Source organism: Agromyces sp. SYSU T00194 (assembly GCF_040496035.1).
Classification (GTDB): domain Bacteria; phylum Actinomycetota; class Actinomycetes; order Actinomycetales; family Microbacteriaceae; genus Agromyces; species Agromyces chitinivorans.
Map to the genome: position 1 here is coordinate 206,796 of NZ_JBEPJZ010000001.1, position 26,361 is coordinate 233,156.

At 73.2% G+C, this 26,361-nt stretch carries 24 protein-coding genes; 12 read left to right on the top strand and 12 right to left on the bottom strand.

The window, feature by feature from the left end:
* Positions 1-40 precede the first annotated feature (40 nt).
* Together ABZK10_RS00985 and ABZK10_RS00990 are read left to right on the top strand one after the other, a co-directional pair.
* On the top strand, positions 41-1,357 hold the full coding sequence (locus ABZK10_RS00985; RefSeq protein ID WP_353807321.1) for a threonine/serine exporter family protein: 1,317 nt from the start codon (positions 41-43) through the stop codon (positions 1,355-1,357).
* 55 nt (positions 1,358-1,412) lie between these two features.
* A complete protein-coding gene (locus ABZK10_RS00990; protein ID WP_353807322.1) occupies positions 1,413-2,699 on the top strand; it encodes an amidohydrolase family protein in 1,287 nt (428 codons plus the stop codon).
* Here the strand turns inward: ABZK10_RS00990 and ABZK10_RS00995 are convergent.
* Positions 2,696-3,640 (bottom strand): PDR/VanB family oxidoreductase, encoded by a 945-nt coding sequence (locus tag ABZK10_RS00995; protein ID WP_353807323.1) that lies wholly within the window; start codon positions 3,638-3,640, stop codon positions 2,696-2,698. The genes ABZK10_RS00990 and ABZK10_RS00995 overlap by 4 nt on opposite strands.
* Positions 3,641-3,643: 3 nt before the next feature.
* Positions 3,644-4,276 carry a helix-turn-helix domain-containing protein gene (locus tag ABZK10_RS01000; protein ID WP_353807324.1) on the bottom strand — a complete coding sequence of 211 codons (633 nt, stop codon included), beginning with the start codon at positions 4,274-4,276 and terminating at the stop codon, positions 3,644-3,646.
* Positions 4,277-4,411: 135 nt separating this feature from the next.
* Between ABZK10_RS01000 and ABZK10_RS01005 the strand changes: the two genes are divergently transcribed.
* The 8 genes from ABZK10_RS01005 to ABZK10_RS01040 all read left to right on the top strand — a co-directional run bounded on the left by ABZK10_RS01005 (position 4,412) and on the right by ABZK10_RS01040 (position 12,237).
* Positions 4,412-5,662, top strand: coding sequence for an amidohydrolase family protein (locus tag ABZK10_RS01005; protein ID WP_353807326.1), 1,251 nt, complete (start codon positions 4,412-4,414; stop codon positions 5,660-5,662).
* A gap of 8 nt (positions 5,663-5,670) precedes the next feature.
* Positions 5,671-6,441, top strand: coding sequence for an ABC transporter ATP-binding protein (locus ABZK10_RS01010; RefSeq protein WP_353807327.1), 771 nt, complete (start codon positions 5,671-5,673; stop codon positions 6,439-6,441).
* Positions 6,438-7,340 carry an ABC transporter permease gene (locus ABZK10_RS01015; protein ID WP_353807328.1) on the top strand — a complete coding sequence of 301 codons (903 nt, stop codon included), beginning with the start codon at positions 6,438-6,440 and terminating at the stop codon, positions 7,338-7,340. The genes ABZK10_RS01010 and ABZK10_RS01015 overlap by 4 nt, the downstream gene beginning before the upstream one ends.
* A gap of 101 nt (positions 7,341-7,441) precedes the next feature.
* A complete protein-coding gene (locus tag ABZK10_RS01020; protein ID WP_353807329.1) occupies positions 7,442-8,611 on the top strand; it encodes an ABC transporter substrate-binding protein in 1,170 nt (389 codons plus the stop codon).
* An 80-nt stretch (positions 8,612-8,691) separates the two neighbouring features.
* Positions 8,692-9,435 (top strand): SDR family NAD(P)-dependent oxidoreductase, encoded by a 744-nt coding sequence (locus ABZK10_RS01025; RefSeq protein ID WP_353807330.1) that lies wholly within the window; start codon positions 8,692-8,694, stop codon positions 9,433-9,435.
* Positions 9,436-9,449: 14 nt separating this feature from the next.
* On the top strand, positions 9,450-10,793 hold the full coding sequence (locus ABZK10_RS01030) for an FAD-binding oxidoreductase (RefSeq protein ID WP_353807331.1): 1,344 nt from the start codon (positions 9,450-9,452) through the stop codon (positions 10,791-10,793).
* Positions 10,790-11,563, top strand: coding sequence for a creatininase family protein (locus ABZK10_RS01035; protein WP_353807332.1), 774 nt, complete (start codon positions 10,790-10,792; stop codon positions 11,561-11,563). The genes ABZK10_RS01030 and ABZK10_RS01035 overlap by 4 nt, the downstream gene beginning before the upstream one ends.
* A gap of 11 nt (positions 11,564-11,574) precedes the next feature.
* Positions 11,575-12,237, top strand: a complete 663-nt coding sequence (locus ABZK10_RS01040) for a pyridoxine/pyridoxamine 5'-phosphate oxidase (RefSeq protein ID WP_353807333.1) — start codon at positions 11,575-11,577, stop codon at positions 12,235-12,237.
* Between the two features lie 27 nt (positions 12,238-12,264).
* On the opposite strand, the gene ABZK10_RS01045 is transcribed toward ABZK10_RS01040, so the two are convergent.
* The gene (locus ABZK10_RS01045) at positions 12,265-13,287 is read right to left on the bottom strand and encodes a methylenetetrahydrofolate reductase (protein ID WP_353807334.1); all 1,023 of its coding nucleotides are present in this window, start codon (positions 13,285-13,287) and stop codon (positions 12,265-12,267) included.
* A 10-nt stretch (positions 13,288-13,297) separates the two neighbouring features.
* A complete protein-coding gene (locus ABZK10_RS01050; protein ID WP_353807335.1) occupies positions 13,298-14,374 on the bottom strand; it encodes a glycerophosphodiester phosphodiesterase family protein in 1,077 nt (358 codons plus the stop codon).
* Between the two features lie 198 nt (positions 14,375-14,572).
* Between ABZK10_RS01050 and ABZK10_RS01055 the strand changes: the two genes are divergently transcribed.
* Positions 14,573-15,373, top strand: a complete 801-nt coding sequence (locus ABZK10_RS01055) for a Bax inhibitor-1/YccA family protein (protein WP_353807336.1) — start codon at positions 14,573-14,575, stop codon at positions 15,371-15,373.
* Positions 15,374-15,469: 96 nt separating this feature from the next.
* On the opposite strand, the gene ABZK10_RS01060 is transcribed toward ABZK10_RS01055, so the two are convergent.
* The 8 genes from ABZK10_RS01060 to guaB all read right to left on the bottom strand — a co-directional run bounded on the left by ABZK10_RS01060 (position 15,470) and on the right by guaB (position 24,793).
* A complete protein-coding gene (locus ABZK10_RS01060) occupies positions 15,470-16,747 on the bottom strand; it encodes an RNA polymerase sigma factor (RefSeq protein WP_353807337.1) in 1,278 nt (425 codons plus the stop codon).
* Positions 16,748-16,777: 30 nt separating this feature from the next.
* Positions 16,778-17,197: a YciI family protein gene (locus tag ABZK10_RS01065; protein ID WP_353807338.1), complete on the bottom strand. Its 420-nt coding sequence runs from the start codon at positions 17,195-17,197 to the stop codon at positions 16,778-16,780.
* Positions 17,198-17,302: 105 nt separating this feature from the next.
* Positions 17,303-18,955, bottom strand: a complete 1,653-nt coding sequence (guaA, locus tag ABZK10_RS01070; protein WP_353807339.1) for a glutamine-hydrolyzing GMP synthase — start codon at positions 18,953-18,955, stop codon at positions 17,303-17,305.
* Positions 18,952-19,404 carry a DUF3817 domain-containing protein gene (locus ABZK10_RS01075; RefSeq protein WP_353807340.1) on the bottom strand — a complete coding sequence of 151 codons (453 nt, stop codon included), beginning with the start codon at positions 19,402-19,404 and terminating at the stop codon, positions 18,952-18,954. The genes guaA and ABZK10_RS01075 overlap by 4 nt, the downstream gene beginning before the upstream one ends.
* Positions 19,405-19,413: 9 nt before the next feature.
* Entirely contained in the window at positions 19,414-20,214 is an 801-nt protein-coding gene (locus ABZK10_RS01080; RefSeq protein WP_353807341.1) for an SURF1 family cytochrome oxidase biogenesis protein, read from the bottom strand.
* A 60-nt stretch (positions 20,215-20,274) separates the two neighbouring features.
* Positions 20,275-22,005 (bottom strand): glycerol-3-phosphate dehydrogenase/oxidase, encoded by a 1,731-nt coding sequence (locus tag ABZK10_RS01085; RefSeq protein ID WP_353807342.1) that lies wholly within the window; start codon positions 22,003-22,005, stop codon positions 20,275-20,277.
* Between the two features lie 73 nt (positions 22,006-22,078).
* Complete coding sequence (locus ABZK10_RS01090) at positions 22,079-23,203, bottom strand: GuaB3 family IMP dehydrogenase-related protein (protein WP_353807343.1); 1,125 nt, start codon at positions 23,201-23,203, stop codon at positions 22,079-22,081.
* A gap of 84 nt (positions 23,204-23,287) precedes the next feature.
* Complete coding sequence (guaB, locus tag ABZK10_RS01095; RefSeq protein ID WP_353807344.1) at positions 23,288-24,793, bottom strand: IMP dehydrogenase; 1,506 nt, start codon at positions 24,791-24,793, stop codon at positions 23,288-23,290.
* A gap of 292 nt (positions 24,794-25,085) precedes the next feature.
* Here guaB and ABZK10_RS01100 point away from each other — a divergent pair, with 292 nt between their 5' ends.
* A complete protein-coding gene (locus ABZK10_RS01100) occupies positions 25,086-26,360 on the top strand; it encodes a branched-chain amino acid ABC transporter permease (protein ID WP_436408521.1) in 1,275 nt (424 codons plus the stop codon).
* Position 26,361: the final 1 nt, after the last annotated feature.

Genomic DNA, 26,361 nt, shown 5'->3' on the forward strand with positions numbered 1-26,361 from the left:
CCGTCGACAGGCCGGTGCGCACGCCGCTAGCCTGTGCCGCATGGAGGCCCGGGACGCGGTCGACGCCGCCACGCTGCGGCGGTTCCTGCTCGGGATCGCCGAGGGGTTGAACGCGGCCCTCGAGTCGGTCGACCGGGTCGACGAGACGATGCGCGCGATCGCCCGGGCGTACGGCGCCGACGACACCGACTTCGTCGTGCTGCCCACCGTCATCCTCGTGCAGTCCGAGCAGGACGGCACCGACCGGGTCGCGCTGCGCACGACCCGTGTCACGGCGCTCCGGTTCGACCAGATCGCCGCACTGTACGACCTCGTCGGCCGTGCGCGGCGCGCCGCGGTCGACCCGGCCGCGGGCATCGACGAGCTCAACCGCATCGGCGCCATGCGACCGCGGCACCCGTGGTTCGTGCGCGTGCTCGGCCACGCGATCCTCACGACGGGCCTCGCCATGCTGCTCACCCCGACCTGGCAGGGCGCGCTCGTCGCCTTCGGCCTCGGGGCCGTCCTCGGCCTGGCGAAGCTCGTGCGCTCCCCCACGCTCGCGCTCGTGTTCCCGGTCGCGGCCGCGTTCGCCTCCGCCACCGTCGTGTTCCTGCTGGCCCCGCACGTCGCCGTGGGCGACCCCATCGTGCTGCTCATCGCGCCGCTCGTGACCTTCCTGCCGGGCGGGGTGATCACCACCGCCACCATGGAACTCGCCGCGGGCCAGATGATCGCGGGCGCCTCCCGGCTGGTCACCGGACTCGTGCAGCTCGCGCTGCTCGCGTTCGGCATCCTCGCCGCCGGCACCATGCTCGGCGTCGGCGACGCGAGCTACGTCGCACTCGAGGCGTCCGTGCGGTTCCCCTGGTGGACCGCGGTGCTCGGCGTCCTGCTCATCGCGGTGGGCGACCTGCTGCACTTCTCGGCCCCGGGGCGCACGTTCGGCTGGGTCCTGCTGTCGCTGTCGGTCGCGTACGTCGGGCAGGTCGTGGGCGCCGGGCTCGCGGGTCCCGCCGTCGGAGGCTTCCTCGGCGCCCTCGCGATGACGCCCCTCGTGCTCTGGGTCTCGGGCCTGCGCATCGGCGCGCCCGCGCAGCTGCTGTTCCTGCCGGCGTTCTGGCTGCTCGTGCCCGGGGCCTCGGGCCTCGCGGGGCTGACCGAGGCGATCGGCACCACCGAGGGCGTCGCCGACTTCGCCCAGGCGCTCATCTCGATCATGGCGATCGCGCTCGGCGTGCTCATCGGCACCGCCGCCCACGGCGCCGCCCGCCGCGGCGTGCAGCAGGTGGCGAACCTCTACGTCGAGCCCGCCGAGCCGGACGCCGACGTCGACGATCGGCCGACCTGGCTGCGCTGGCTGCCGCGGCGCCGCTGACCCAGCCACCCGGGCGTTCACGAGCCCGACACACGCGCCCTGCGAGAATCGCCGCATGCTCAGCATCCGCGACGCCGTCGCCGTCCTCGAGTCCCCCGGAACCGTGCGCACCGGCGACGTGCACGCCGTCGACGGCGCGGTCTCGACGTCGGCGAGCGACGGCGCGGAGGTGCTCGACGCCTCGGGCTGCGTCGTCACGGCCGGGCTCGTGAACGCCCACCACCACCTGCTGCAGTCCGCGTTCCGCACCCTGCCCGGCACCCGGAGCGTGCCGATGCGCGACTGGCTGCCCGCGATGGCGTCGGCGTATGCCGCCGCGGGCATCGACCCGGAGCTGGCCGGCCTCGCCGCACGCGTCGGCGTTGCGGAGGGGCTCCTCTCGGGGGTCACCACCGTCGCCGACCACCACCTCACGTGGCCGGTCGGCGTCGACGACGTCGGCGTCGCGGGGGCGGTGGCGGACGCGGCGCGAGCGCTCGGCGGCCGGCTGGCGTTCGTGCGGGGCTCCGCCCGCGACGACCCGGAGACGGCCGCCGCGTCGGCGGACGCGGTGGCCGAGGCGCTCGTGCCCGAGCACGGCGGGGTCTCGGAGGACGGCCTGCTGCAGGTCGCCGTCGGGCCGGCCGGGGTGCACAGCGACCCCGAGGCGACCTTCCGGCTCATGGGCGAGGTCGCCGCGCGGCGCGGCCTGCGCCGGCGCACGCAGTCGAACGAGCAGGTCGACGTCGAGGTCGCAGCCGCGCGCCACGGGCGCCGCCCGCTGGAGATGCTCGAGGAGTGGGGCTGGCTCGCTCCCGACGTGACCCTCGCCCACGTGTGCGACGTCGACGACGGCGAGATCGCCCGCATCGCGGCATCCGGCGCCTCAGCCACGCACGCCCCCGGCTGCGACGTCGTCATGGGCTGGGGCGTCGCGCCGGTCGCCCGGCTGCGCGCGGCGGGCATCGCCGTGGGGCTCGGCACCTCGGGCGGAGGCTCCAACGACGCCGGGCACCTGCTCGCCGACGCGCGGCTGGCGATGCAGGTCTCGGGCCTGCGCGGCCCCGCGCTGGCGGCAGCGGACGTGCTGGCCATGGCCACCGCGGGGTCTGCGGACGGGCTCGGCCGGCCCGAGCTCGGCCGGATCACGCCCGGGTCGGCCGCGGACCTCTGCGTCTGGGACGTCTCCGGCGTGGCCGACGCCGGGGTCGCCGACCCCGTCGCCGGACTGCTCTGGGCCGCGCCGGGTCGCCGTCCGCGGCACGTGGTCGTGGCGGGGCGGGTCGTCGTGCGCGACGGCGTGCTCGTGACGGGCGACGAGCGCGCGATCGTCGCGGGCCTCCGGGAGCGCGTGGGCCGCTAGAGGTCGAGCACGAGCCGCGGGCAGGCCGCGCGCGAGCAGCAGATCATCATGCGGTCGTTCGCCGCGCGCTCCTCGGGGGTCAGGATCGAGTCGCGGTGGTCGACCTCGCCCTCGAGCACCGGGGTCTCGCAGGTGCCGCAGGTGCCCTCGCGACACGACGAGATCACGAACGCGTCGGTCTCCTCCTCGACGACGTCGAGGATCGACCGGTCGGGTGGCACGGTCACCGTGACGCCGGTGGCGGCGAGTTCGACCTCGAACGAGTCGTGCCGCACGGGCTCGCCGAGCTCCCGCGCCTCGAAGCGCTCGACGTGGAGGGTGCCCGCGGGCCAGGCCGCGGCGCGCTCGTCGAGCTCGTCGAGCAGGCCGTGCGGCCCGCAGGCGTAGACGACCTCGCCCGGTGCGGGCGTCACGGTGGCGAGGTCCATGCGCGTGCCGGCATCCGTCGCATGCACCCGCACGCGATCGCCGTAGGCGGCCAGCTCGTCGAGGAACGCCATGCGCCCTGCGCTGCGCCCGCAGTAGTCGAGGGACCAGGGGGCGCCGGATGCCTCGGCCGCGGCGATCATCGGCAGCAGTGGCGTGATGCCGATGCCGCCGGCGATGAAGCGGTAGCCCGGCGCGTCGACGAGCGCGAAGTGGTTCCAGGGGCCGCGCACCCGCACCCTCGCGCCCTCGACGAGGTGCGCGTGCGCCCACGCCGAGCCGCCGCGGCCCGCCTCCTCGCGCAGGACGGCGATGCGCCAGGTGGCGTGGTCGGCCGGGTCGCCGCAGAGCGAGTACTGGCGGACCAGGTCGTCGGCCAGCACGTCCAGGTGCGCGCCGGGCGCCCAGTCGGGGAACGGCAGCCCGTCGGCGCGGGCGAGCTCGATCACCGCCACGCGGCCGGCCGGGTCGGTGCGGCGGCCGACCACCGCGTCGAACTCGGGTGCGGTCTCCATCGGTCAGTCGCCTCCTCGTGCGGGCGCGGCGCCCTTGATGTACAGGATGCGGAAGGGCCCGCCGTCGCCCGAACGCCAGCGGTGCGGGGTGCCGCCGCGATAGTAGATCGTCGTGCCCGCGGGCATGGCGACCGTGCGATCGGCGATCTGCACCTCCGCCACGCCCTCGAGCACGTAGCAGAACTCCTCCTCGTCGTGCAGGAAGTACTCGCCGAAGGCGTCGTTGTCGGCCGTGATCTCCATGGGCGTGAACCCGGTCGGCCGCCCCGCGAAGGCGCGCACCGAGCCCTCGGCGTACGTGCGGCCGGTCACGCCGCCGCCGGCGTCGACGGCGACCCCGTCGTCGGGGCCGAAGCCGGGGTTGGTCTCACCGCGGCCGGCCCGGGCGATCTCCGCGAAGAGCTCGAACTGCGTCGTCGACAGCGCGGTGGCGATGCGGTCGAGCGAGGTGAAGCTGGGCCGGGCCCGCCCGTTCTCGACCTGGCTGAGGAACGGATGCGACAGGCCCGACAACTCCGAGAGCTGCACGAGCGTGAGGCCCCGATCGCGCCGGAGCGCGCGGATGCGACCGCCGAGGAGTTCGGCCTGGTCGTCGGGCGCGTCGAGTCGCTCGGGCATCCGCTTCCTCTCGCTCATCGGGTGCTTTCCCCGGACGGAAATCCTCGGGAAACACGGTGGAAACGACCCATCCCTATCGTCGTCGATGTTGACAGTATCAACATTCCGTTCCGCCCGACGACGCGCGGTCCACCCCGTACCGAAGGTCTCCGAGTGCTCCCCCAGCCCGTCTCCCTCCTGCGCAACGCACGGCTCGCATCGGGCGAGCTGCGCGACGTCGTGCTCGACGGCCCCACCGTCGCCGACGTGCTCCCGGCCGGTGCCGGGACCGCAGCGGAGCCGGCCGCGCTCGACCTCGGCGGCGACCTCCTGCTGACCGCCGGCGCCGAGCCGCACGCGCACCTCGACAAGGCCTACACCTGGGACGCGATCCACCCGCCGTTCGGCGACCTGGTCGGCGCGATCGAGAGCTTCCACGCCTTCCAGGAGGAGCTCACCGAGGAGGACATCCTCGCCCGCGCACGCCGCGCCGCGCTCCGGCTGCTGGCCAACGGCACCACCGCGATCCGCAGCCACGTCAACCTCCTGCCCGGCGACCGGCCGTTCCGCGGCGTCGACGCGATGGTGCGCCTGCGGGCCGAGCTCGACGGGCTCGTCGACCTCGAGCTGGTGGCCCTGCCCCCGGTGGGCATGGACGATGCCACCATCGAGCAGGCGCTCGACCGCGGGCTCGACCTCGTCGGCGGGGCCCCGCACCTCGACCCCGAGCCGGGCGACGACGTGCGCCGGCTCGTGGCCCTCGCCGAGCGACGGGGCATCGGCATCGACCTGCACACCGACGAGTCCCTCGACGGCCCGGTGACGATCCGCGACTACGCCGCGGCCGTGCGCGACTGGCCCGCCGACCGCGTGCGGTCGGCCGGGCACAGCGTGCGCCTCGGCACGCTCCCCGAGGACGAGCTGGCCGCGGCCGTCGCCGACGTCGTGGCGTCCGGCATCGGGGTGATCGGCCTGCCGATCACCAACCTGTACCTCCAGGGCTGGGACCACCCGGTCTCGACGCCGCGCGGCATCACCGCCCTGCGGGCCCTGCTCGACGCAGGCGCGATCGTGGGCGCCGGCGCCGACAACGTGCGCGACCCGTTCAACCCGATCGGCCGCAGCGACCCGTTCGAGACGGCCGCGCTGCTGGTCGCCGCCGGTCACCTCGGGCTCGACGAGTCGTGGGACCTCGTGTCCTCCGGCGCCCGCCGCGTCATGGGGCTCCCCGCCGCCGGCCCGACCCCGGGCGCCGCCGCCGAGTTCCTCGCCGTGCCCGCCGCCGGCATCGGCGAGGCGATCGCCGAGGCGCCCGCGACCCGCACCGTGATCCACCGCGGACGCGTCGTCGCCCGCAGCACCGTCGACCAGACCATCGCACGGCACGGGCAGGTCCCGGCCGGCTCCCTCGAGGGAAAGGGGTGACCGCCGCCATGGCCATCACCGAACCGGCCGCCGCGACGCAGGCGACCACGCTGCTCGACTTCCGGGACGTGCAGCTGACCTACCCCAACGGCACGGTCGCGCTCTCGGGCGTCGACCTGCGGGTCGACCGCGGCGAGTTCGTCACGGTCGTCGGGCCGTCGGGCTGCGGCAAGTCGACGCTCCTGCGCATCGCGTCGGGCCTCGAGCAGGCCTCGCACGGGGACGCGAACGTCGCCACCGACCGCGTCGGCTACGTGTTCCAGGACGCGACCCTGCTGCCCTGGCGGGACGTGCAGACGAACGTCGAGCTGCTCGCCGAGCTGCAGTGGCAGACGAAGGCCGAGCGCCGCGCGAAGGCGAAGGAGGCGATCGACCTCGTCGGCCTCTCCGGCTTCGAGCGGCACCTGCCGCGCCAGCTCTCCGGCGGCATGCGCATGCGCGCCTCCCTCGCGCGATCGCTCACCCTCGACCCCGAGCTGTTCCTCTTCGACGAGCCCTTCGGCGCGCTCGACGAGATCACCCGCGAGTACCTGAACGACGAGCTGCTGAAGCTCTTCGCCGCCCGGCAGTTCGCCGGGCTCTTCATCACCCACTCGGTCTCCGAGGCGGTCTACCTCTCCACCAAGGTCATCGTGATGTCGGGGCGGCCGGGGCGCATCGTCGAGACGTTCGACGTGCCGTTCCCGATGCCCCGCGACCCCGAGATCCGCTACACCGCGGAGTACGCCGCCCTCGTCGGCGAGGTCTCCCACGCCCTCCGGGAAGGACACGGCGCATGAGCACCAACGACACCGAGCAGGCGATCGTCGAGGACGAGCTGGCGGAGGAGGTGCCCACGGCCGAGGTCGTCGAGCACGAGCTCTCGCCGAACACCGCCGCAGCCGTGCCGCTGCGCCGGCGGCGCGGCCACGGCCTCGCGACCTGGGGCCCGCCGCTGGGGGTGGCCGCGCTCATCGTCGGCCTCTGGTACTTCGTCGGCGCGGTCATCCTCGACCCCTCGAAGTCCTACCTGCTCCCGCCGCCGCACGACGTGCTCGCGACCTACTTCGACCCGAACCTCGGCCCGGAGATGTTCGAGGCGCTCTGGAACAGCGCCGTGGTGGCCCTGACCGGCCTCTTCATCGCCATCGTGCTCGGCGTGGTCTGGGCGGTCGCGATGAACCAGGCGAAGTGGATCGAGCGCTCGCTCTACCCGTACGCGGTCATCCTGCAGACGATCCCGATCCTCGCGCTCGTGCCGCTGATCGGCTTCTGGTTCGGCTTCGACTTCACCGCCCGCGTCATCGTGGCGGTGCTGATCGCCCTGTTCCCGATGGTGTCGAACACCCTGTTCGGACTCCAGTCGGTCGACAAGGCCCAGCGCGAGCTGTTCACCCTGCAGCGCGCCAGCCGCTGGACGGTGCTCAAGAAGCTCCAGTTCCCGGCGGCGCTCCCGGCCATCTTCGCGGGCATGCGCATCTCGGCCGGACTCGCCGTCGTCGGCGCCATCGTCGGCGACTTCTTCTTCCAGCGCGGCACGCCCGGCATCGGCGCGTTGATCTCGAAGTACCAGGCCCGCCTCAACGCGGATCCCCTGTTCGCCTCGATCATCCTCGCGTCGCTGTTCGGCGTCGTCGTGTTCTGGTTCTTCGGCTGGCTCGGCAAGCGGGTCGTCGGCAAGTGGTACGACTTCGCCTGACCGTCCGGCCGGAACCCACGGGGCACCGCACCGCCGGCCGCCCCGCCGCACCACCCTCACCACCGCACCATCCCCTGCACCACCCACCAAGAGGAGAACCCATGCGCAAGCACACGTCCCGGGCGGTCGTCGCCGTCGGCTTCATGGCCGGCACGCTCGCCCTCGCCTCGTGCGCCTCGAGCGGCGACGCGGGCTCGGAGGACACCGGCTCCGACGAGATGACCATCGGCTCGATCGACCTGGCCGCGGCCGGCTGCCCCGCCGACATCCGCATCCAGACCGACTGGAACCCGGAGTCGGAGCACGGCCACCTGTACGAGCTCGTCGGCCCCGACCCCGAGATCGACGACTCCGTCAAGTCGGTCACCGGCCCCCTGTACGCCTCCGGCGAGTACACCGGCGTCGACGTGACCATCCTCGCGGGCGGCCCGGCGACCGGCTTCACGCAGCCGAACGCCCAGATGTACAACGACGACTCGATCTTCATGGCCTACGTCGGCACCGACGAGGCGATCGCCCACGCGGGCGACCTGCCCACCGTCGGCGTCTTCGCGCCGCTGGAGAAGGACCCGCAGATGATCATGTGGGACCCGGAGACCTACCCCGACGTCGAGGGCATCGCCGACCTGGGCGAGGAGGGCGTCACCGTCCGCGTCTTCCCCGGCGGCACCTACATCGACTACTTCGTCGGCACGGGCGTCCTCTCCGAGGACCAGATCGACTCGACCTACGACGGCCTGCCCGCCGTGTTCGTGTCGGAGGACGGCGCGATCTCGCAGCAGGGCTTCGCCTCGGCCGAGCCGTACATCTACGAGAACGAGGTCCCCGAGTGGGGCAAGCCGGTCGGCTACGAGCTGATCAACGACGCCGGCTACCCGAAGTACGCCGCCGTCATGTCGCTGCGCCCGGACGACGTCACCGAGTACGCCGACTGCCTCACCGAGCTGGTGCCGGTGCTGCAGCAGGCCGAGATCGACTTCTTCGCCGACCCGACCGAGACCAACGAGCTCATCCTCGAGCTGGTCGACGCGTACGACACCGGCTGGGTCTACTCCGAGGGCGTCGCCGAGTACTCGGTCGCGACCCTGCAGGCGGAGCTCGTCGGCAACGGCGAGGACGACGTGCTCGGCAACCTCGACGAGGCCCGCGTGCAGGAGCTGTTCGACATCGTGGTGCCGATCTACACCGAGCAGGGCTTCGAGATCCCCGAGGACCTGACCGCTGAGGACATCTACACCAACGAGTTCATCGACGAGTCGATCGGCTTCTGATCGACCACCGCGGCGGTCCGGCCCCGTGCCGGGCCGCCGCGGCCGTCTCCACCTCCCCGAACCACCGCCAGGAGCGCTCCATGCCCGCATCAGGTCGACTCGCCGGCCGCCGCGCGATCGTCACCGGCGCGGCCCGCGGCATCGGCCGCGCGATCGCGGGGCGGTTCGCGGCCGAGGGCGCCGCGGTCGCGGTGCTCGACCTCGACGCGGATGCGGCCGAGGCGACCGCGCGCGACCTGGGCGGCCGCGCATTCGCGGTCGACCTGGCCGACGACGAGGCGGCCCGGGCGGCGATCGCCGACGCGGCCGGCGCACTCGGCGGCCTCGACGTGCTCGTGAACAACGCGGGCATCCTGCGGCTCGGCCCGCTGCTGGCGATCACCGCCGACGAGTGGGACCACGTGCAGCGCGTGAACGCCCGCTCCATGCTGAGCACCACCCAGGCGGCCGCGGCCGTCATGATCCCCGCAGGCGGCGGTCGCATCGTCAACCTCGCGAGCATGGCCGCCAAGTCCGGCGGCGCCGGCGAGGCCGCGTACGCCGCCTCCAAGGCCGCCGTGGTCGCCCTCACCCGCGCGACCGCGCTCGAGCTCGGCCCGCACGGCATCACCGCGAACGCGCTCTGCCCGGGCTACATCCTCACCGACATGGGCGCCGCCACCCGCACCGACGACGACGTCGCGCGCTGGTCGGCGCGCTCCCCGCTCGGCCGGCTCGGCGATCCCGCCGACGTGGCCGGCGCAGCACTCTTCCTCGCCTCCGACGACGGGGCCTACCTCACCGGGCAGGCCGTGAACGTCACCGGCGGCATGATCATGCACTGACAGGAGATCCACGCATGTCCACGACCCCCGACCTCACCGCGCTCGTCGCCGACCTCACCGCAGCCCTCGGCGAGCGCGGCGTCAGCGTCGACCCCGCGACCCGCGAGCGGGCCTCGGTCGACGGATGCGCGCTCTCCCCCGTCGTGAGCGCGAAGCTGCCGCTCGGGCTCGCCGACGTCGTGGCGTACCCGACCGACGCCGAGCAGGTCGCCGACGTCGTGCGGGCGGCCCTCGCGCACGGGGTGCCCGTGACGCCCCGCGGCAAGGGCACGGGCAACTACGGCCAGGGAATCCCGCTGCACGACGGGCTCGTGCTCGACCTCAGCCGCGCGCGGGGCATCGTCGAGGTCGGCGACGGCTACGTCACCGCCGAGGGCGGCGCGGTGATGGCGCAGATCGAGAACGCGGCCTGGGCGACCGGGCAGCAGCTGCTCATGTACCCGTCGACCGCGCAGTCGACGCTCGGCGGGTTCCTCTCCGGCGGATCGGGCGGCACCGGCTCGATCGCGCACGGGGTCATCGCGGGCGGCCCGTTCGTGATCGCGCTCGACGTCGTGCACGCCGACGGCGGCGGCCTCCACCACGTCGAGGGCGCCGAGGCGCAGGAGTACCTCCACAACTACGGCACCGCCGGCATCATCGCCCGCGCGACCGTCGCCCTCGAGCCGCTGCAGCCCTGGCGGGCGTTCTACGCGAGCTTCGACGCCGACGCGTTCCCGGCCGCGCTCGGCCTGCTCGCGCCGTTCGCCGAGCTGGAGCCGACCCCGCGACTCGTCTCGACCGACCTGCCCACCCTCGCCGACGCGCTGCCGTCGAACCCCGGCATCCCCGAGGGACGCGTCAGCCTCCGCGGCATCCTCGACGCCGCCTCGATCGACGCGGCCACGGCGCTCGTCGAGGCCGCGGGCGGCCGGGTCGAGCACGTCGCCGAGGGCGCGAAGGAGGTCATGCGGCTCAGCATGATCTCCTACAACCACCCCATCGAGTGGCTGCAGAAGGCCTACCCCGGCGAGTACTTCCACGTCGAGGTCGGCGGGTCCGCGCTCGTCGACCGCATCGACGAGGTGCACGCGGTCTACCCCGGCGCGATGCTGCACGCCGAGGCGCAGCGGGGCCGGCCGATCGGCATGCTCGCGGGCCGCTACGAGAGCGAGGAGGCGGTGCTCGCCGGCATGGCCGCGCTCGGCGAGCTCGGCGTGCACACGCACAATCCCCACCAGTGGTTCGTCGACGTGCGCGTCGAGGAGACGCGAGCGCGCAAGGCGCAGACCGATCCCGCGGGCATCCTCAATCCGGGCAAGCTGCCCGAGGCGGATGCCGCGACGAACCCGCTCATGTACGGGAAGGCCCCGGCGTGAGCCGGCGCCTCGACGAGCAGAGCGGCCCCTGGGTCGCCTCCTCGCTCACTCCCGAGTCGATCGTCGTCGTGCCCACCGGTGCGATCGAGCACCACGGACCGCACCTCCCGCTCGCGACCGACCGCATCATGGCCGAGGAGGTCGCTGCGGCCGCCGTCGACCGGGCCGCGGCGGCGGGCGTCGACGCCTGGCTGCTGCCGGCGCTCGCCTACACGAAGTCCGACGAGCACGCGTGGGCCCCGGGCACGATGTGGCTCTCGGCGGAGACGTTCCACGCGACGCTCGTCGACCTGGGCCGCGCGATCGCCGCGACGCCCGCACGCCGGGTCGTCTTCCTCAACGGCCACGGCGGCAACGTGGCGCCCCTCGGCGTGGCCGTGCGCGAGCTGCGGCGCCGCTTCGGACTGCACACGTTCTTCACGGGCATCCGCGTGCCGCCGGGCGACGGCGACGAGGGCGGCGACGAGCTCGGCATGGGCATCCACGGCGGGCACGGCGAGACCTCCCTGCTGCTGCACCTGCGTCCCGACCTGGTGGACCTCGCCGCGGCGCGCCGCGCGGTGCCCGAGCACCTGCTCGAGACGCCGATGATCGGGTTCGCCGGCACGCCCGTGACGTTCGGCTGGCTGAGCGACGACTTCGGCACCGGCGGCGTGATCGGCGACCCGACGCGCGCGAACGCGGCGCACGGTGCCGCCCTGTTCGAGGCGGCGGTCGACCAGGCGGCACGGGGCCTCGGCGAGGTCGCCCGATTCCACGCGGCGCCATGACGGAGGAACGCATGCCCGAGCACCCGACGAGCGACGACCAGCCGCCCGTGATCATCACGAGCACCAACCGCTTCGGCCACGACCAGGCGGACCCCGACGAGACGCTCGCCGACCCGATGGAGCTGCTGGCGGCATGGTTGCCGGGAAACGACGACGAGCTGCGCCCGCTGATGACCCTCACCACGATCGGCGCCGACGGCTACCCCGACTCGCGCAGCGTGCTGCTCAGCGAGTTCGACGGCGAGGCGATCGCCTTCCACACCGACGCGCGCACGCGCAAGGCGCGCGAGCTCGCCGCCGACGGCCGCGTGTCGCTCGTGCTGGCGTGGGTCGAGCACGCCCGGCAGCTCACGGTCGCCGGCGATGCGGTGCCGGTGACCGCCGAGGCGGCCGCGTCGGTCTTCCGCGCCCGGTCGCGCTACCTCCAGCTGCTCGCCTGGATGAACTCCGCCGAGCTCGCCCACCTGCCGCGCGCCGAGCGCGTCGCGGCCTGGGAGGCGTTCGCGGCGGCGCATCCGGAGGGCACCCTCGATGCGCCCGAGCACTGGGTGGGCTACCGGGTGCTCCCGCACCGGCTCACGTTCTGGCGCGGCGACCTCGAGGGGCCGAGCAACCGGGTCGAGTACACCCGCGGCGCCGACGGCGCCTGGTCGGCGACCCGACTGCCGGGCTGAGCGGATGCCCCGCGGCGGCGCCCCGCGTCAGGCGGCGACGCCCGCGATGCCGTCGGCCACCTCGGCGACCGCCTCGGCGTAGGCGAGCTCGCCGCCGGGGCCCGAGCCGCCGGAGAGGTCGACCCCGTCGACCCCGTCGACCTCGAGCAGCTCCTCGGCGAGCGCGATCGCCGCGTCGATCCCGGCCCGCCGCACGTCGGTCGCCGACGCGATGCGCTGGATGTACCCGGGCGGCAGCACCATGCCCGGGAAGGAATCGAGCGTCGACGCGCTGTCGACGTCGAACACGACCGGCACGCAGGCGATGAAGCGCACCTCCGAACCCGCGTCCCGTGCCGATCGCACGAACCGCCGCACGGGCGAGGTGCCGCCGCAGTGGTCGATGAAGCAGACGTCGGCCCCCGCCGCCTCCTTGACGAGCAGGCGCGCCACCCGGTCGCCCACGGGGGGCGCTGCCGGCGCCTCCGCGACCGACACCACGTGCCCGGCCCCGCGGGCGACCGCGGCGAGCTCGACGCCGTCGAGGTCGAAGACCGGCGCGGCATCGGGCCGGTGGCCGATGCCGGTGTGGTCGCCGGTGACGCAGTGCACGCCCGCGGCGCCGGCGACCGCGAGCCCCGCGACCTCGCCCTCGAGCGCCACGCGATTGCGGTCGCGGCAGTTCACGCCCGCCCAGACGGCGATGCCCTCGCGGCCGAGCAGCATCGCGCGCAGGCTCGGGGCGTACTGCACGCGCGCATCGGGCGCGTCACCCGAGAGCACGGCGTCGACGCGCCCCGACAGGATCGCCGCGCAGGCCGCGAGGCCGTGCTCGTCGGCCGCGCGCGCCGGCAGGTCGGCGACGACCACGCGGCCCGCGGCGAGTCGTGCGAGCGTGGCCCCGGCCGCGCTCGTGCGCGCACCGGGCGGCACGCCCCGCTCGCCGTCGACGCCCTCCCAGGGCCGCGGCGGCCCCTCGAGGAAGACGCACGGGAACGCGCCCGCCTCGCAGCTCCCGTCGGCGCCCACCCCGCCGCACGGGCCGTACTCCATGTGCTTCGGACACCCCACCCGCGACACGTTAGCGACGGGTCGTGTCGGCCGTGTTTCGCGCGTCCAGGGCGAGGTCGGGGTGATCGGCGAAGACCCCGTCGACCCCCGTCTCGATGATGCGCGCGAAGGCGCCGAGCCAGTCGCCCCAGGCCGACGTCGCCGTGCCGCGGCGGAACCCCTGCCGGAGGAACCGGTTCTCCGGCCGCAGCGTCCAGGTGAACACGTCGAGGCCGTGCTCGTGGGCCGCCTCGACCAGCGCAGCGCCCGCGAGTGGTGCGACGAGCGGCGCGGACGCACCGCGCGCGGCATCCGGCGCCCGGTCCCGGTCCCGACCCAGCAGCCGCCCGGTGTCGACGCTCACGCCGTCGACCCGGCCCGCGAGCCCGGCCAGCCCGTCGGGCGTCGCGAACCGGTCGAACGCGGGCGCGTCCGAACCCAGCGCGCGCACGAGGTCGGCCGGGGCGCCGGACGCCTCGAGCAGGAAGACCCGTCGGCCCGGAACGCCGCGACGGGCCAGCCGGTCCAGCACGTCGAGCTCGAACGCCTCGGCGACGATCGCGCGGCGCCCGTCGGCCCAGCCGGCCCCGGCGAGCTCGGCGGCCACCAGCTCGTCGAGCGGCAGGCCCATGCCCGCGAAGTGGCTCGCGTGCTTCAGCTCGGCCACGAGCGCGACCTCCCGGCCGGTGCGCTCGCACTCGCGATCGAGCAGCGCGAGCAGGTCGCGGAACCGCAGCACCGGGAAGCGCCCGTCGAACGTGGCGTTCTGCGGCCGGGTCCGGGGCATGCGCTCGCGCGCCCGCAGGGTGGCGAGCTCGGCCCAGGTGAAGTCCTCGGTGAACCAGCCGGCCACCCGGGCGCCGTCGACCTCGCGCGTGGTGCGCCGGGCGGCGAACTCGGGCCGGCTCGCGACATCCGTCGTGCCGGAGATCTCGTGCTCGTGCCGCACGACGAGCACGCCGTCGCGGGTGGCGACGAGGTCGGGCTCCACCGCGTCGGCGCCGAGGGCCACGGCGAGCGTGTAGGCGGGCGCCGTGTGCTCGGGCCGGTACCCGCTCGCGCCGCGGTGGGCGATGACGAGCGGGGTCGTGCCGTGGGCGGTCGCCATGGGCTCCAGCGTAGGTGCGCACCGCTCCCGTGCGGTCGCAGGCGGCTCCGCCCGGGGCGAACAACCCGTGAATCCGCCGGATTCGGGGGTGCTCCCCCGCCCGTCGGACACCGGTCTCCGGTAGATTCGTTGGTCAGGGACGTCCGCGACGACGGCCCGACCCCTTCCCCAGCGAACGCAGAGGACACCTCAGACCCCATGGCGATGAACAACCCGGCCTTCCGCAACGAGGCCTTCACGACCGGGCAGGGCCAGGTCGCGGCGCAGAACGCGTCCGCCCAGGACCTGCACGAGATGTACAACCGTCCGTCGGCCCCCGTCGAGGAGCCGATGACCATGGAGGACACGATCGCGAAGTCGGCGGTCGCGTTCGGCGTGCTGCTGGTCGGCGCGGCCGTGGGCTGGGTGACGGTCGACATGATCCCGTTCCTGTGGATCGGCGCCGGCATCGTCGGCTTCGTGCTCGCCCTCGTCAACATCTTCAAGAAGCAGCCCTCGGGCGGCCTCGTGCTGGCCTACTCGGCCGCGCAGGGCGTGTTCGTCGGCGGCATCTCCGCCTTCTACGAGGCGCTCTACCCCGGCATCGTCGCCCAGGCGGTCATCGCGACCCTCGCGGTCGTCGGCGTCACGCTGGCGCTGTTCGCCTCGGGCAAGATCCGCGCCTCCAAGCGTGCGACCAAGATCTTCCTCATCGCGATGATCGGCTACATGGTCTTCTCGCTCGTCAACGTCGGCCTCATGATCTTCGGCGTCTCCGACGACCCGTGGGGCCTCCGCAGCGGCTTCGAGATCTTCGGCATCCCGCTCGGGCTGATCCTCGCCCCGCTCATCGTGATCATGGCGGGCTACTCGCTCGTGCTCGACTTCGACTTCATCCAGAAGGGCGTGCGCAACCGCGCCCCGAAGGCCTTCGCCTGGTCGGGCGCCTTCGGCATCATGGTCACGGTCATCTGGCTGTACCTCGAGCTGCTGCGCATCCTCGCCATCGCACGCGACTAGCGAGCGGATGCCGCGAGGCTGATCGATCTCGAACGGGCCGCCCTCCGGGGCGGCCCGTTCGTCGTCTCCGGCGGGTGGGCGCCGCGGACGCCGTCCTCAGGCGCCCCGCAGTGCCGCCGCCTTGCCCTCGAGCACCCCGCGCTCGCGCAGGTTGCCGCAGCGGGCGGCCGCGTCGAGGAACTCCGCCCGCGCCTCGTCGTCGCGGCCGAGCCGCGCGAGCAGCTCGCCCCGCACGCTCGGCAGCAGGTGGCTGGTGCGCAGCGCGCCGGATGCCGCGAGCTCGTCGACGATCCGCAACGCGGTCGCGGGGCCCGTGGCCATCGACACGGCGACCGCCCGGTTCAACTCGACCACGGGCGACGGCGCGATGCGGCCGAGCGCCTCGTAGAGCAGCGCGACACGCTCCCAGTCGGTGTCGTCGACCGAGGCCGCCACGTCGTGGCACTCGGCGATCGCCGCCTGCAGCCCGTAGGCGCCGCGGCCGCGACCGGTGGCATCGGCCCGCACCAGGGCCGCCCGGCCGCGCGCGATCGCGCCGCGGTCCCAGCGCCGCCGGTCCTGGTCGGCCAGCAGCACCGGGGTGCCGTCGGCGGTCACGCGCGCCGGGAACCGCGCTGCGGTGAACTCCATCAGCGCGACCAGCCCGTGGGCCTCGGGCTCGCGCGGCGCGAGCCCGGCGACGATGCGCGCGAGCCGCAGCGCCTCGCGGCTGAGCTCCGGGCGCATCCAGTCCTCGCCCGAGCTCGCCGCATGCCCCTCGTTGAAGATGAGGTACAGCACCCCGAGCACCGAGCCGAGACGTTCGGCGAACTCCTCGCGCTCCGGCACCGCGAACGGCACGTGCGCGGCTCCGAGCGTCTTCTTGGCACGCACGATTCGCTGCTGCACGGTCGCCACCGGCACCACGAACGCCCGCGCGATCTCCTCGGTCGTGAGGCCGCCGACCACGCGCAGCGTCAGCGCCACGCGCGCCTCGCGCGAGAGCACCGGGTGGCAGGCCGTGAACACGAGGCGCAGCACGTCGTCGTCGATCCGGTCGGGGTCTCCGCCCGGGGCATCCGCCCGCTGCTCGAGGTCGCGGGCCAGCGCACGGTACCGCTCGTCGAGCCGCTCGCGCCGCCGCCACGCGTCGATCAGGCGCCGCTTGCCCACCGTGGTGAGCCAGGCGCCGCCGTTGCGCGGCACGCCGGTGCGCGGCCACTGCTCGAGCGCCTCGACGAGCGCCTCCTGCGCCAGCTCCTCGGCGAGGTCGAAGTCGCCCGACATGCGCGTCAGGGTCGCGACCACGTGCGCCGACTCGATGCGCCACACCGCGGCGACGGCACGACGCGCCGCCGCCTCGTCGGGCGGGCGGCGGGTCGTCGCATCCGTCATGCCGGTCACCTGCGACTCAGCCGCCTCCGCTCACTCCGTGCCGAGCTGCTGGCGCCAGTGCGCCTCCTTCTCGATCCACTCGTTGTCGTCGGGGAAGTCCTCGGGGCCGGTCACCCGGCGCACCTCGAGCTTGGATCCGGTTCCGAGCGGGCAGCGCATCGCCCACTCCGCGGCCTCCTCCCTCGAGGACACCTCCAGGATCCAGAAGCCGTTGAACAGCTCCTTGGTCTCGCCGTACGGCCCGTCGGTCACGAGCGGCTCCTCGCCGTCGAAGTCGACCACGAACCCCTCGTCGGCCTCGGTCAGGCCCTCGCCGCCGACCATCACGCCGGCCTTCATCAACTGCTCGTTGTAGGCGCCCATGCGGGCGATGACCTCCTCGAACGGCAGCTCCCTGTAGGCGGCCACGCCGCGGTCGTCCGAGCGCATGATCAGCATGTACTTCGTCATCGTCGTTCACTCCCTGGATTCACGGGCCGCTGTCTCGACCCTCTCACCACAGACGTCGAACGGGAAGGGGCCGGATCGACAGGTGCGCGGAAGTTGCTCCCGCGGCTACTCCCACTCGATGGTGCCCGGCGGCTTCGACGTGATGTCGACCGTGACGCGGTTGACGTCGGGCACCTCGTTGGTGATGCGGTTCGAGATCTTCGCGAGCACGTCGTAGGGCACGCGGGTCCAGTCCGCGGTCATCGCGTCCTCGCTCGAGACGGGCCGCAGCACGATCGGATGCCCGTAGGTGCGTCCGTCGCCCTGCACGCCCACCGAGCGCACGTCGGCCAGCAGCACCACCGGGCACTGCCAGATCTGGGCGTCGAGGCCCGCGGCCGACAGCTCGGCGCGCACGATGGCGTCGGCCTCGCGGAGGATCGCGAGGCGCTCGGCCGTGACCTCGCCGACGATGCGGATGCCGAGGCCCGGCCCCGGGAAGGGCTGGCGGCCGACGATGACCTCGGGCAGCCCGAGCTCGCGGCCGATCGCACGCACCTCGTCCTTGAACAGGGTGCGCAGGGGCTCGACCAGCTCGAACTGCAGGTCCTCCGGCAGGCCGCCGACGTTGTGGTGGCTCTTGATGTTCGCGGTGCCCGTGCCGCCGCCCGACTCGACGACGTCGGGGTAGAGCGTGCCCTGAACGAGGAACCGGATCGGCTCACCGGCATCCTTCGCCTCGGCGACGAGGTCGCGCTCGGCCTGCTCGAAGGTGCGGATGAACTCGCGGCCGATGATCTTGCGCTTCTGCTCGGGGTCGCTCACCCCGGCGAGTGCGCCGAGGAACCGCTCCGAGGCGTCGACCGTCACGATGCGCACGCCGGTCGAGGCCGCGTAGTCCTCCTCGACCTGCCGGCGCTCGTCCTTGCGGAGCAGTCCGTGGTCGACGAACACGCAGGTGAGCTGGTCGCCGACCGCCTCGTGCACGAGCGCCGCGGCGACGGCCGAGTCGACGCCCCCCGACAGCGCGCAGATCACCTGCGACGAGCCGACCTGGGCACGGATGCGCGCGACCTGCTCGGCGATGACGTTGTCGGCGTTCCAGTCGTCGGGGATGCCGGCGGCCCGGTGCAGGAAGTTCTCGATCACGCGCTGCCCGTGCTCGGAGTGCTTGACCTCGGGGTGCCACTGCACGCCGTAGAAGCCGAGCTCGTCGCTCGCGAACGCGGCGACCGGCGTGGACTCGGTGGACGCGAGCACCTCGAAGCCCTCGGGTGCGACCGCGACCGAGTCGCCGTGGCTCATCCACACGGTCTGGTGCTCGGGCTGCCCGGAGAGCAGCGCGTTGCCGTCGTCGGTGCGCGCGGTCACCGGCGTCGAGCCGTACTCGCGGTGGCCGGTGCGCGCGACCTGTCCGCCCAGTTGCTTCGCCATGACCTGGAAGCCGTAGCAGATGCCGAGCGTCGGCACGCCGAGCTTGAGGATGCCCTCGTCGAGCGACGGTGCCCCCTCGGCGTACACCGAGCTGGGGCCGCCCGACAGCACGATGCCCACCGGGTGCTTCGCGGCGACCTCCTCGGCGGTGATGGTGTGCGGCACGATCTCGGAGTAGACGGATGCCTCGCGCACGCGCCGCGCGATCAGCTGCGCGTACTGCGCGCCGAAGTCGACGACGAGCACCGGGCGCTGCGCAGTGCCGGCGCCCTCCGCGTCGGGCTCGGCGAGCACGGCCGGCTGCTCGGCCTCATCGGGCACGGGCCCTGCGATCGGGTCGCTCATGCGCTCGCCTCCGCCGGGGTCGTGGCGGGCTCGGCGTCGCGTGCCTCGCGATCGGCGAGGTACGCGGTCACCTCGCGCCCGACGCGGGCCTCGAGGAAGAACGACAGGAACGGCACGATGCCGCCCGACGCGATCACGAGGAACCGCAGGAACGGCCAGCGCATGAGGCTCCAGAGGCGGAAGTCGCTGAAGAGGTAGACGACGTAGAACCAGCCGTGCACCATCAGGATGCCGGTCGAGAGGTTCACGGCCGTGACCGTGTCGGTCGGCACGAAGGCCAGGACGCCCTGGGGGCCGGCGAGCTCGAGCTCGAGCCCGAAGGCGTACTTCATGACCATCTCGCCGACGAGCGCGAGCAGCAGCACGCCGGTGATGACCGAGCAGACCTGGTAGAAGCGGAGCGCCCCGCGGATGCGCGGGAGATCGGCGGACTTGGGCTCGAGGGGCATGCCTCGATTCTACGCAGGCGGGCCCGCGGAATCCTGCGCGCCGGCCGCGAGCTCGGCCTCGTCGCGTTCGCGTTCGACGGCGTCGCGCACGAGGCGGTACCAGAGGTAGATCGCGAAGCCCGCGAACACCGCCCACTCGAGCGCGTAGAAGACGTTCAGCCAGTTCAGCTCGCGCTCGAGCTCGGGCGCGGGCGCGTCGATCGCGGTGAGAGCGAGGGCGGATGCCGCGTCGGGCACGATCACGTACGCGAAGTACGCCGGGCGATCGTCGAAGTCGGCCCAGACGTTGACCAGCTGCGCCACCGCGAGGGTCGACATCGCCTGCGGGTCGCCGTCCTCGTCCGGCAGCTCCGGCGCCTCGCTCGGCACGAAGCGGCCCTCGATGCGACCGGGGTCGAAGCCGCCGCCGTCGACGACCGCCGCCACCGCGGCGGCGGTCTGCTCGTCCGGCGCCCAGCCGAGTGCCAGCGGGATGCCGCCCGGGGTGCCGTCGCCCGACACCTCGGCGTGCGCGACGACCCAGTACCCCGCCTCGCCCTCGTGCAGGCGCCCCTCGAGCAGCACCGTGTCGCCCGGCACCACCTCGGCGGCGAACGTCACCATCTGCCCGGTCGCCGCCTGCGTGGTCGGCCCGTCGGGCTCGGCGACGTCGGCGAGCGGCAGCACGTCCTCGGTGGGGCGCTCGACGACCGCGCCCTGCTCCACCGCGCGCTCGATCTGCCACTGGCCGAGCAGTGCGAAGGCGGCGGCGATGCCCAGCGCGAGCAGCAGCGCGAGCAGCCAGCGTGGGCGCAGCATCATCCGGAGCATCAGCCGGAGAGTCTACCCGCGGGCGGCTGGGAACCGCGCTCCGGTCGGCGGCGGCGACCGTCAGTCGGCGCTGACGATGTCGGGCGCCTCGCGACGCACCCGGTCGGCCGAGGCGTCGTCAGGCTGCTGCTGCGAGGCGATCTCCGCCTCGACACGCTGCAGGTAGCGGTCGACCTCCAGCTGCACGCGTGCGGCGTCCCAGCCGAGCACGCGTCCCATCAGCTCGGCGGCCACCGGTGCCGCCGACACCCCGCGGTCCCACGCCTCGATCGAGATGCGCGTGCGCCGGGCGAGCACGTCGTCGAGGTGCAGCGCCCCCTCGTGCGAGGCCGCGTAGACGACCTCGGCGCCGATGTAGTCGTCGGCACCGGGCAGCGGCTCGACCAGCTCCGGATCGTCGCGGATCAGGTCGAGCAGCTCGTCGGTGAGCGTGCCGTACCGGTTCAGCAGGTGCTCGATGCGCACCTTGTGCACGCCGAAGGCCCGCGCGAGCTTGCCGCGCTTGTTCCAGGCGGCCCGGTAGCCCTCCGCTCCGAGCAGCGGGATGTCCTCGGTGGTCGACGCCGGCACGCGGCCGTCGAGCGCGTCGGCCGCCGCGTCGATGGCGTCCTTGGCCATGACCCGGTACGTGGTCCACTTGCCGCCCGCGATCACGACGAGGCCGGGCACGGTGTGGGCGACCAGGTGCTCGCGCGACAGCTTCGAGGTCTCGTCGGACTCGCCCGCGAGCAGGGGCCGCAGCCCCGCGAACACGCCCTCGACGTCGGCGCGCGTGAGCGGGATCGCGAGCACCTGGTTGACGCGCTCGAGCAGGTAGTCGATGTCGGCGGCGGTCGCGGCCGGATGCGCCTTGTCGAGGTTCCAGTCGGTGTCGGTCGTGCCGATGAGCCAGTGCCGCCCCCACGGGATGACGAACAGCACGCTCTTCTCGGTGCGCAGCAGCAGCCCCATGGTCGACTGGAACCGGTCGCGCGGCACCACGAGGTGGATGCCCTTGGACGCGCGGACCTTGAACGTGCCCCGCTCCCCGACCATGCGCTGGGTGTCGTCGGTCCAGACGCCGGTGGCGTTGACGACCTGGCGCGCGCGCACCTCGAAGTGCTCGCCGGTCTGCAGGTCGTGCGCGCGCACGCCCACGACGCGCTCGCCGACCTTCACGAAGCCCTCGACCTTGACCCGGGAGGCGACGTGCGCACCGTAGAACGAGGCCGTGCGCGCGAGCGAGGCGACGTACCGGGCGTCGTCGACCTGCGCGTCGTAGTACGTGATGCCGCCGACCAGCGCGCCACGCGCGAGCGACGGCATCGACTTGAACACCTGCCGCTTCGAGAGGTGGCGGTGGTGCGGAACGCCGGGCGGCCGGCCGCCGGAGTAGCTGAACACGTCGTAGAGGAGCATCCCCGCCCCGACGTAGAGGCGCTCGAGGAGCGGACGCGTCAGGGGGTAGAGGAACCGCACCGGCTTCACCAGGTGCGGCGCGAGGCGCTGGAGCAGCAGTCCGCGCTCGATGAGGGCTTCGCGCACCAGCCGGAAGTCGAGCTGCTCGAGGTACCGGATGCCCCCGTGCACCAGCTTCGACGACCGGCTCGACGTGCCCGACGCCCAGTCGCGCGCCTCGAACAGGCCCACGCTGAGGCCGCGCGTCACGGCGTCGAGCGCCGCGCCGGTGCCGACGATGCCCCCGCCGATGACGAGGACGTCGACCTCCTTCTGCCGCAGGCGCGCGAGCGCCGCCTCCCGCTCGGCGGGACCGAGCCGGTTGGACCGGGTGACCGTCCTGCGCTCCGCCATGCCCCCTACGCTAGTCCGGCCCGGCGTCGCAGCGGGCGGACTCGCGGGGTTCGCTCAGGCGGTCGGGCGGATGCTACTGCAGGCCGTAGGGCGCGGCGACGACCTCGACCCGCTGGAACTCCTTCAGGTCGGAGTACCCGGTGGTCGCCATCGACTTCCGCAGCGCGCCGATCAGGTTCGCGGTGCCCTCGGCGGCGGTGGCCGGGCCGAAGAGCACCTCCTCGAGGGGCGCGATCTGCCCGACGCGCACGCGCTTGCCGCGCGGGAGCTGGGGGTGGTGCGCCTCGGCGCCCCAGTGGAAGCCGCCGCCCGGCGCATCCGTCGCCCGCGCCAGCGTGGAGCCGAGCATCACGGCGTCGGCGCCGCACGCGATCGCCTTCACGATGTCGCCGGAGTGCCCCAGCCCGCCGTCGGCGATGACGTGCACGTAGCGGCCGCCCGACTCGTCGAGGTAGTCGCGCCGGGCGCCCGCGACGTCGGCGACCGCGGTCGCCATCGGCGCGTGGATGCCGAGCGAAGCGCGCGTGGTCGAGGCCGCGCCGCCGCCGAACCCGACGAGCACGCCCGCGGCGCCGGTGCGCATGAGGTGCAGCGCCGCCGTGTAGGTGGCCGCGCCGCCGACGATCACGGGCACGTCGAGCTCGTAGATGAACTTCTTCAGGTTGAGCGGCTCGTCGCCCTTCGACACGTGCTCGGCCGAGACCGTCGTGCCCCGGATGACGAACAGGTCGACGCCCGCCGCGACCACGGTCTCGTACAGCTCCTGGGTGCGCTGCGGCGAGAGCGCGCCGGCGACGGTGACGCCCGCCGCGCGGATCTCGGCCAGCCGCGCCGTCACCAGCTCGGGCCGGATCGGCTCGGAGTAGATCTGCTGCATGCGGGCCGTGGCCGTCTCGGGCGGCAGCGAGCGGATCTCGGCCAGGAGCGGCTCCGGGTCCTCGTAGCGGGTCCAGAGCCCCTCGAGGTCGAGCACGCCGAGGCCCCCGAGCCGGCCGATCGCGATCGCGGTCGTCGGCGAGACGACCGAATCCATCGGGGCCGCGAGGATCGGGATCTCGAACTGGTACGCGTCGATCGTCCACGAGACCGACACGTCCTCCGGATTGCGCGTGCGCCGGCTCGGCACGATCGCGACGTCGTCGAACGCGTACACGCGGCGACCGCGCTTGGCACGGCCGATCTCGATCTCCTGGGTCACGGATCAACCCTAGCGAACGCCCGCGACGCGACCGCCGAGGCGGGCCGGTCGCGGCCGCTCCTCACGTCGTGCGGGTGCGAGGCGCTACTTCCGGTAGTTGGGCGCCTCGACCACGATCTGAACGTCGTGCGGGTGCGACTCCTTCAGGCCGGCGGGGGTGATCCGCACGAACTTGCCCTTGGCCTTCAGCTCGGGGACGGTGCGCGCGCCGACGTAGAACATCGACTGCCGCAGGCCGCCGACGAGCTGGTACGCGACCGCCGAGAGCGGCCCTCGGTAGGGCACCTGGCCCTCGATCCCCTCGGGGATGAGCTTGTCGTCGTTCGGCACGTCGGCCTGGAAGTACCGGTCCTTCGAATACGACGTCTTCTCGCCGCGGGTCTGCAGCGCGCCGAGCGAGCCCATGCCGCGGTACTGCTTGAACTGCTTGCCGTTGACGAAGATGAGCTCGCCGGGGCTCTCCGCGGTGCCCGCGAGCAGCGACCCGAGCATGACGGTGTCCGCTCCCGCCACCAGCGCCTTCGCGATGTCACCGGAGTACTGGAGGCCGCCGTCGGCGATGAGCGGCACGCCCGCCTGGCGCGCGGCGAGGGATGCCTCGTAGACGGCCGTCACCTGGGGCACGCCGACGCCCGCGACCACGCGCGTCGTGCAGATCGAGCCCGGGCCCACGCCGACCTTGACGGCATCCGCCCCCGCATCGATGAGCGCCTGCGCGCCCGCCCGGGTGGCGACGTTGCCGCCGATCACGTCGATGCCGGCGAACGCCGGGTCGGCCTTCAGCCGGGCGATGATCTCGAGCACGCCGGAGCTCTGGCCGTTGGCGGTGTCGACGACGAGCACGTCGACGCCCGCGTCGCGCAGCAGCCCCGCGCGCTCCCACGCGTCGCCGAAGAAGCCGATCGCGGCGCCCACGCGCAGGCGTCCCTCGTCGTCCTTGGTGGCGTGCGGGTACTTCTCCGACTTCTCGAAGTCCTTCACCGTGATGAGGCCGGTGAGGCGCCCGCTCGCGTCGATCAGCGGGAGCTTCTCGATCTTGTGCTGGGCGAAGATGGCCACGGCGTCGTCGGGGTCGATGCCCACCTTGCCGGTCACGAGCGGCGCCTTCGTCATCACGTCGCGCACGCGCGTCGTCGGCTTCTCGAAGTCCGAGACGAAGCGCATGTCGCGGTTCGTGATGATGCCGACCAGGATGCCCTCGTCGTCGATCACCGGGAGGCCCGAGACGCGGTAGCGCCCGCACATCGCGTCGACCTCGGCCACCGTCGCGTCGGGGTGGGTCGTCACCGGGTTCGTGATCATGCCCGACTCCGAGCGCTTGACCTGGTCGACCTGCTGGGCCTGGTCCTCGATCGAGAGGTTGCGGTGCAGGATGCCGATGCCGCCCTCGCGCGCCATGGCGATCGCCATGCGCTGCTCGGTCACGGTGTCCATCGCGGAGGAGAGCAGCGGCGTGGCCACCTCGATCCGGCGGGTGAGGCGCGAGGTCGTGTCGGCCTCGCTCGGGATGACGTCGGTCTGCCCGGGCAGCAGCAGCACGTCGTCGTAGGTGAGTCCCGTGAAGCCGAACGGATCGGGCTGCTCGTCCATGTGGTCCTTTCGCGAGCGCGAGTCGAGGGGTGCTCGCGCGCGTCGTGGGCGCGTGAGTGTACCCATGTTAATCGAGTTCACCGGTCCCCCATTCCCCGATAACGATCGGGCACCAGTGCGGCCCCCGGGAAACACATAGGACATAATCGGCACGTACTGTCGTCATCGCAGCCGGCAGTAGGAGACCGGACCCGACCGGTACCACCGGCGCACGGGTCCCCATGGAGGTGCAGTGGAACCGACTCTGACAGTCACCAGACCCTGGTCCGGTCGATTGCTCGCCCTACTCGGAATGGTCTTCGCGGTGCTCGCCCTGATGGGCGTCACGGCATCGGCCGCCGTCGCGGAGGAGACCGACGACGGCACCGGCCAGGAGGAGGTCGTCGAGTACGACTACCACTTCCGCGGCAACGTCCAGTTCGAGGGCGAGCCGCTCGCGGGCGTGGCCATCACGATCGAGGGCCCCGGCGGGTTCGAGGCGATGGTCGAGACCGACGCCGACGGCCGCTGGGAGGTGGGCGTCCCCGAGAAGGTCGCCTACACCGTCACCCTCGACGAGGAGACCCTCCCCGAGGGCGTCATCGTCGCCGAGGGCGGCGCGACCCGCGAGGCCGAGTTCGGCCAGACCAGCAATGCCTCCGTCAACTTCTTCCTCGGCGAGGGGCAGCGCGTCACGCAGAACATCTGGAGCCAAGTGCTCGACCGGGCGGTGACGGGCCTCAACTTCGGCCTGCTGCTCGCGCTCGCCTCGATCGGCCTGTCGCTCATCTTCGGCACGACCGGCCTGTCGAACTTCGCGCACGCGGAGATGGTCACGTTCGGTGCGCTCATGATGCTGACGTTCTCGGTCTACGTCGGGCTGCCGGTGTGGCTGGCGATCATCGTCGCGCTCATCCTGAGCGCCGCACTCGGCTGGGTGCTCGACGCCGGGCTGTGGAAGCCGCTCCGGCGACGCGGCGTGGCGATCGTGCCGCTCATGATCGTCTCCATCGGACTCTCGCTGGCCATGCGCTACCTGTTCCAGTTCTTCTACGGCGGCACGACGCAGCAGCTGCCCGGCGCGACCATCCCGCCGACGATCATCCTCGGACCGATCTCCCTGTCCTGGATCGACGTGACGTCGATGGCCGTCAGCGTCATCGCGCTCCTCGGCTTCGGCTACTTCCTGACCCGTACGCGCATCGGCAAGGCGACGCGCGCCGTCTCCGACAACCCGAGCCTCGCGTCCGCCAGCGGCATCGACGTCGACCGGGTCATCCGCATCGTCTGGGTGCTCGGAGCGCTGCTCGCCGGCCTCAGCGGCATCCTCTTCGCCTACTACCGCCCCGGCGTCAGCTGGGACATGGGCTTCCAGCTGCTGCTGCTGATCTTCGCCGCAGTCACCCTGGGCGGCCTCGGCACCGCGTTCGGCGCGCTCGTCGGTTCGCTCATCGTCGGCCTGTTCGTCGAGCTGTCGACGCTGTGGCTGCCGAGCGACCTGAAGTACGTCGGCGCGCTGGTGGTGCTGATCCTGGTGCTGCTGTTCCGGCCACAGGGCATCCTGGGCCGTCGAGAGAGAATCGGATAGG

Excerpts from the sequence above, each read along its gene's own strand:
- ABZK10_RS00985 (WP_353807321.1), top strand. The coding sequence starts at position 41 with ATGGAGGCCCGGGACGCGGTCGACGCCGCCACGCTGCGGCGGTTCCTG.
- ABZK10_RS00990 (WP_353807322.1), top strand. The coding sequence starts at position 1,413 with ATGCTCAGCATCCGCGACGCCGTCGCCGTCCTCGAGTCCCCCGGAACC.
- ABZK10_RS00995 (WP_353807323.1), bottom strand. The coding sequence starts at position 3,640 with ATGGAGACCGCACCCGAGTTCGACGCGGTGGTCGGCCGCCGCACCGAC.
- ABZK10_RS01000 (WP_353807324.1), bottom strand. The coding sequence starts at position 4,276 with ATGAGCGAGAGGAAGCGGATGCCCGAGCGACTCGACGCGCCCGACGAC.
- ABZK10_RS01010 (WP_353807327.1), top strand. The coding sequence starts at position 5,671 with ATGGCCATCACCGAACCGGCCGCCGCGACGCAGGCGACCACGCTGCTC.
- ABZK10_RS01015 (WP_353807328.1), top strand. The coding sequence starts at position 6,438 with ATGAGCACCAACGACACCGAGCAGGCGATCGTCGAGGACGAGCTGGCG.
- ABZK10_RS01020 (WP_353807329.1), top strand. The coding sequence starts at position 7,442 with ATGCGCAAGCACACGTCCCGGGCGGTCGTCGCCGTCGGCTTCATGGCC.
- ABZK10_RS01025 (WP_353807330.1), top strand. The coding sequence starts at position 8,692 with ATGCCCGCATCAGGTCGACTCGCCGGCCGCCGCGCGATCGTCACCGGC.
- ABZK10_RS01030 (WP_353807331.1), top strand. The coding sequence starts at position 9,450 with ATGTCCACGACCCCCGACCTCACCGCGCTCGTCGCCGACCTCACCGCA.
- ABZK10_RS01040 (WP_353807333.1), top strand. The coding sequence starts at position 11,575 with ATGCCCGAGCACCCGACGAGCGACGACCAGCCGCCCGTGATCATCACG.
- ABZK10_RS01050 (WP_353807335.1), bottom strand. The coding sequence starts at position 14,374 with ATGGCGACCGCCCACGGCACGACCCCGCTCGTCATCGCCCACCGCGGC.
- ABZK10_RS01055 (WP_353807336.1), top strand. The coding sequence starts at position 14,573 with ATGGCGATGAACAACCCGGCCTTCCGCAACGAGGCCTTCACGACCGGG.
- ABZK10_RS01060 (WP_353807337.1), bottom strand. The coding sequence starts at position 16,747 with ATGACGGATGCGACGACCCGCCGCCCGCCCGACGAGGCGGCGGCGCGT.
- ABZK10_RS01065 (WP_353807338.1), bottom strand. The coding sequence starts at position 17,197 with ATGACGAAGTACATGCTGATCATGCGCTCGGACGACCGCGGCGTGGCC.
- guaA (WP_353807339.1), bottom strand. The coding sequence starts at position 18,955 with ATGAGCGACCCGATCGCAGGGCCCGTGCCCGATGAGGCCGAGCAGCCG.
- ABZK10_RS01075 (WP_353807340.1), bottom strand. The coding sequence starts at position 19,404 with ATGCCCCTCGAGCCCAAGTCCGCCGATCTCCCGCGCATCCGCGGGGCG.
- ABZK10_RS01080 (WP_353807341.1), bottom strand. The coding sequence starts at position 20,214 with ATGCTCCGGATGATGCTGCGCCCACGCTGGCTGCTCGCGCTGCTGCTC.
- ABZK10_RS01085 (WP_353807342.1), bottom strand. The coding sequence starts at position 22,005 with ATGGCGGAGCGCAGGACGGTCACCCGGTCCAACCGGCTCGGTCCCGCC.
- guaB (WP_353807344.1), bottom strand. The coding sequence starts at position 24,793 with ATGGACGAGCAGCCCGATCCGTTCGGCTTCACGGGACTCACCTACGAC.
- ABZK10_RS01100 (WP_436408521.1), top strand. The coding sequence starts at position 25,086 with ATGGTCTTCGCGGTGCTCGCCCTGATGGGCGTCACGGCATCGGCCGCC.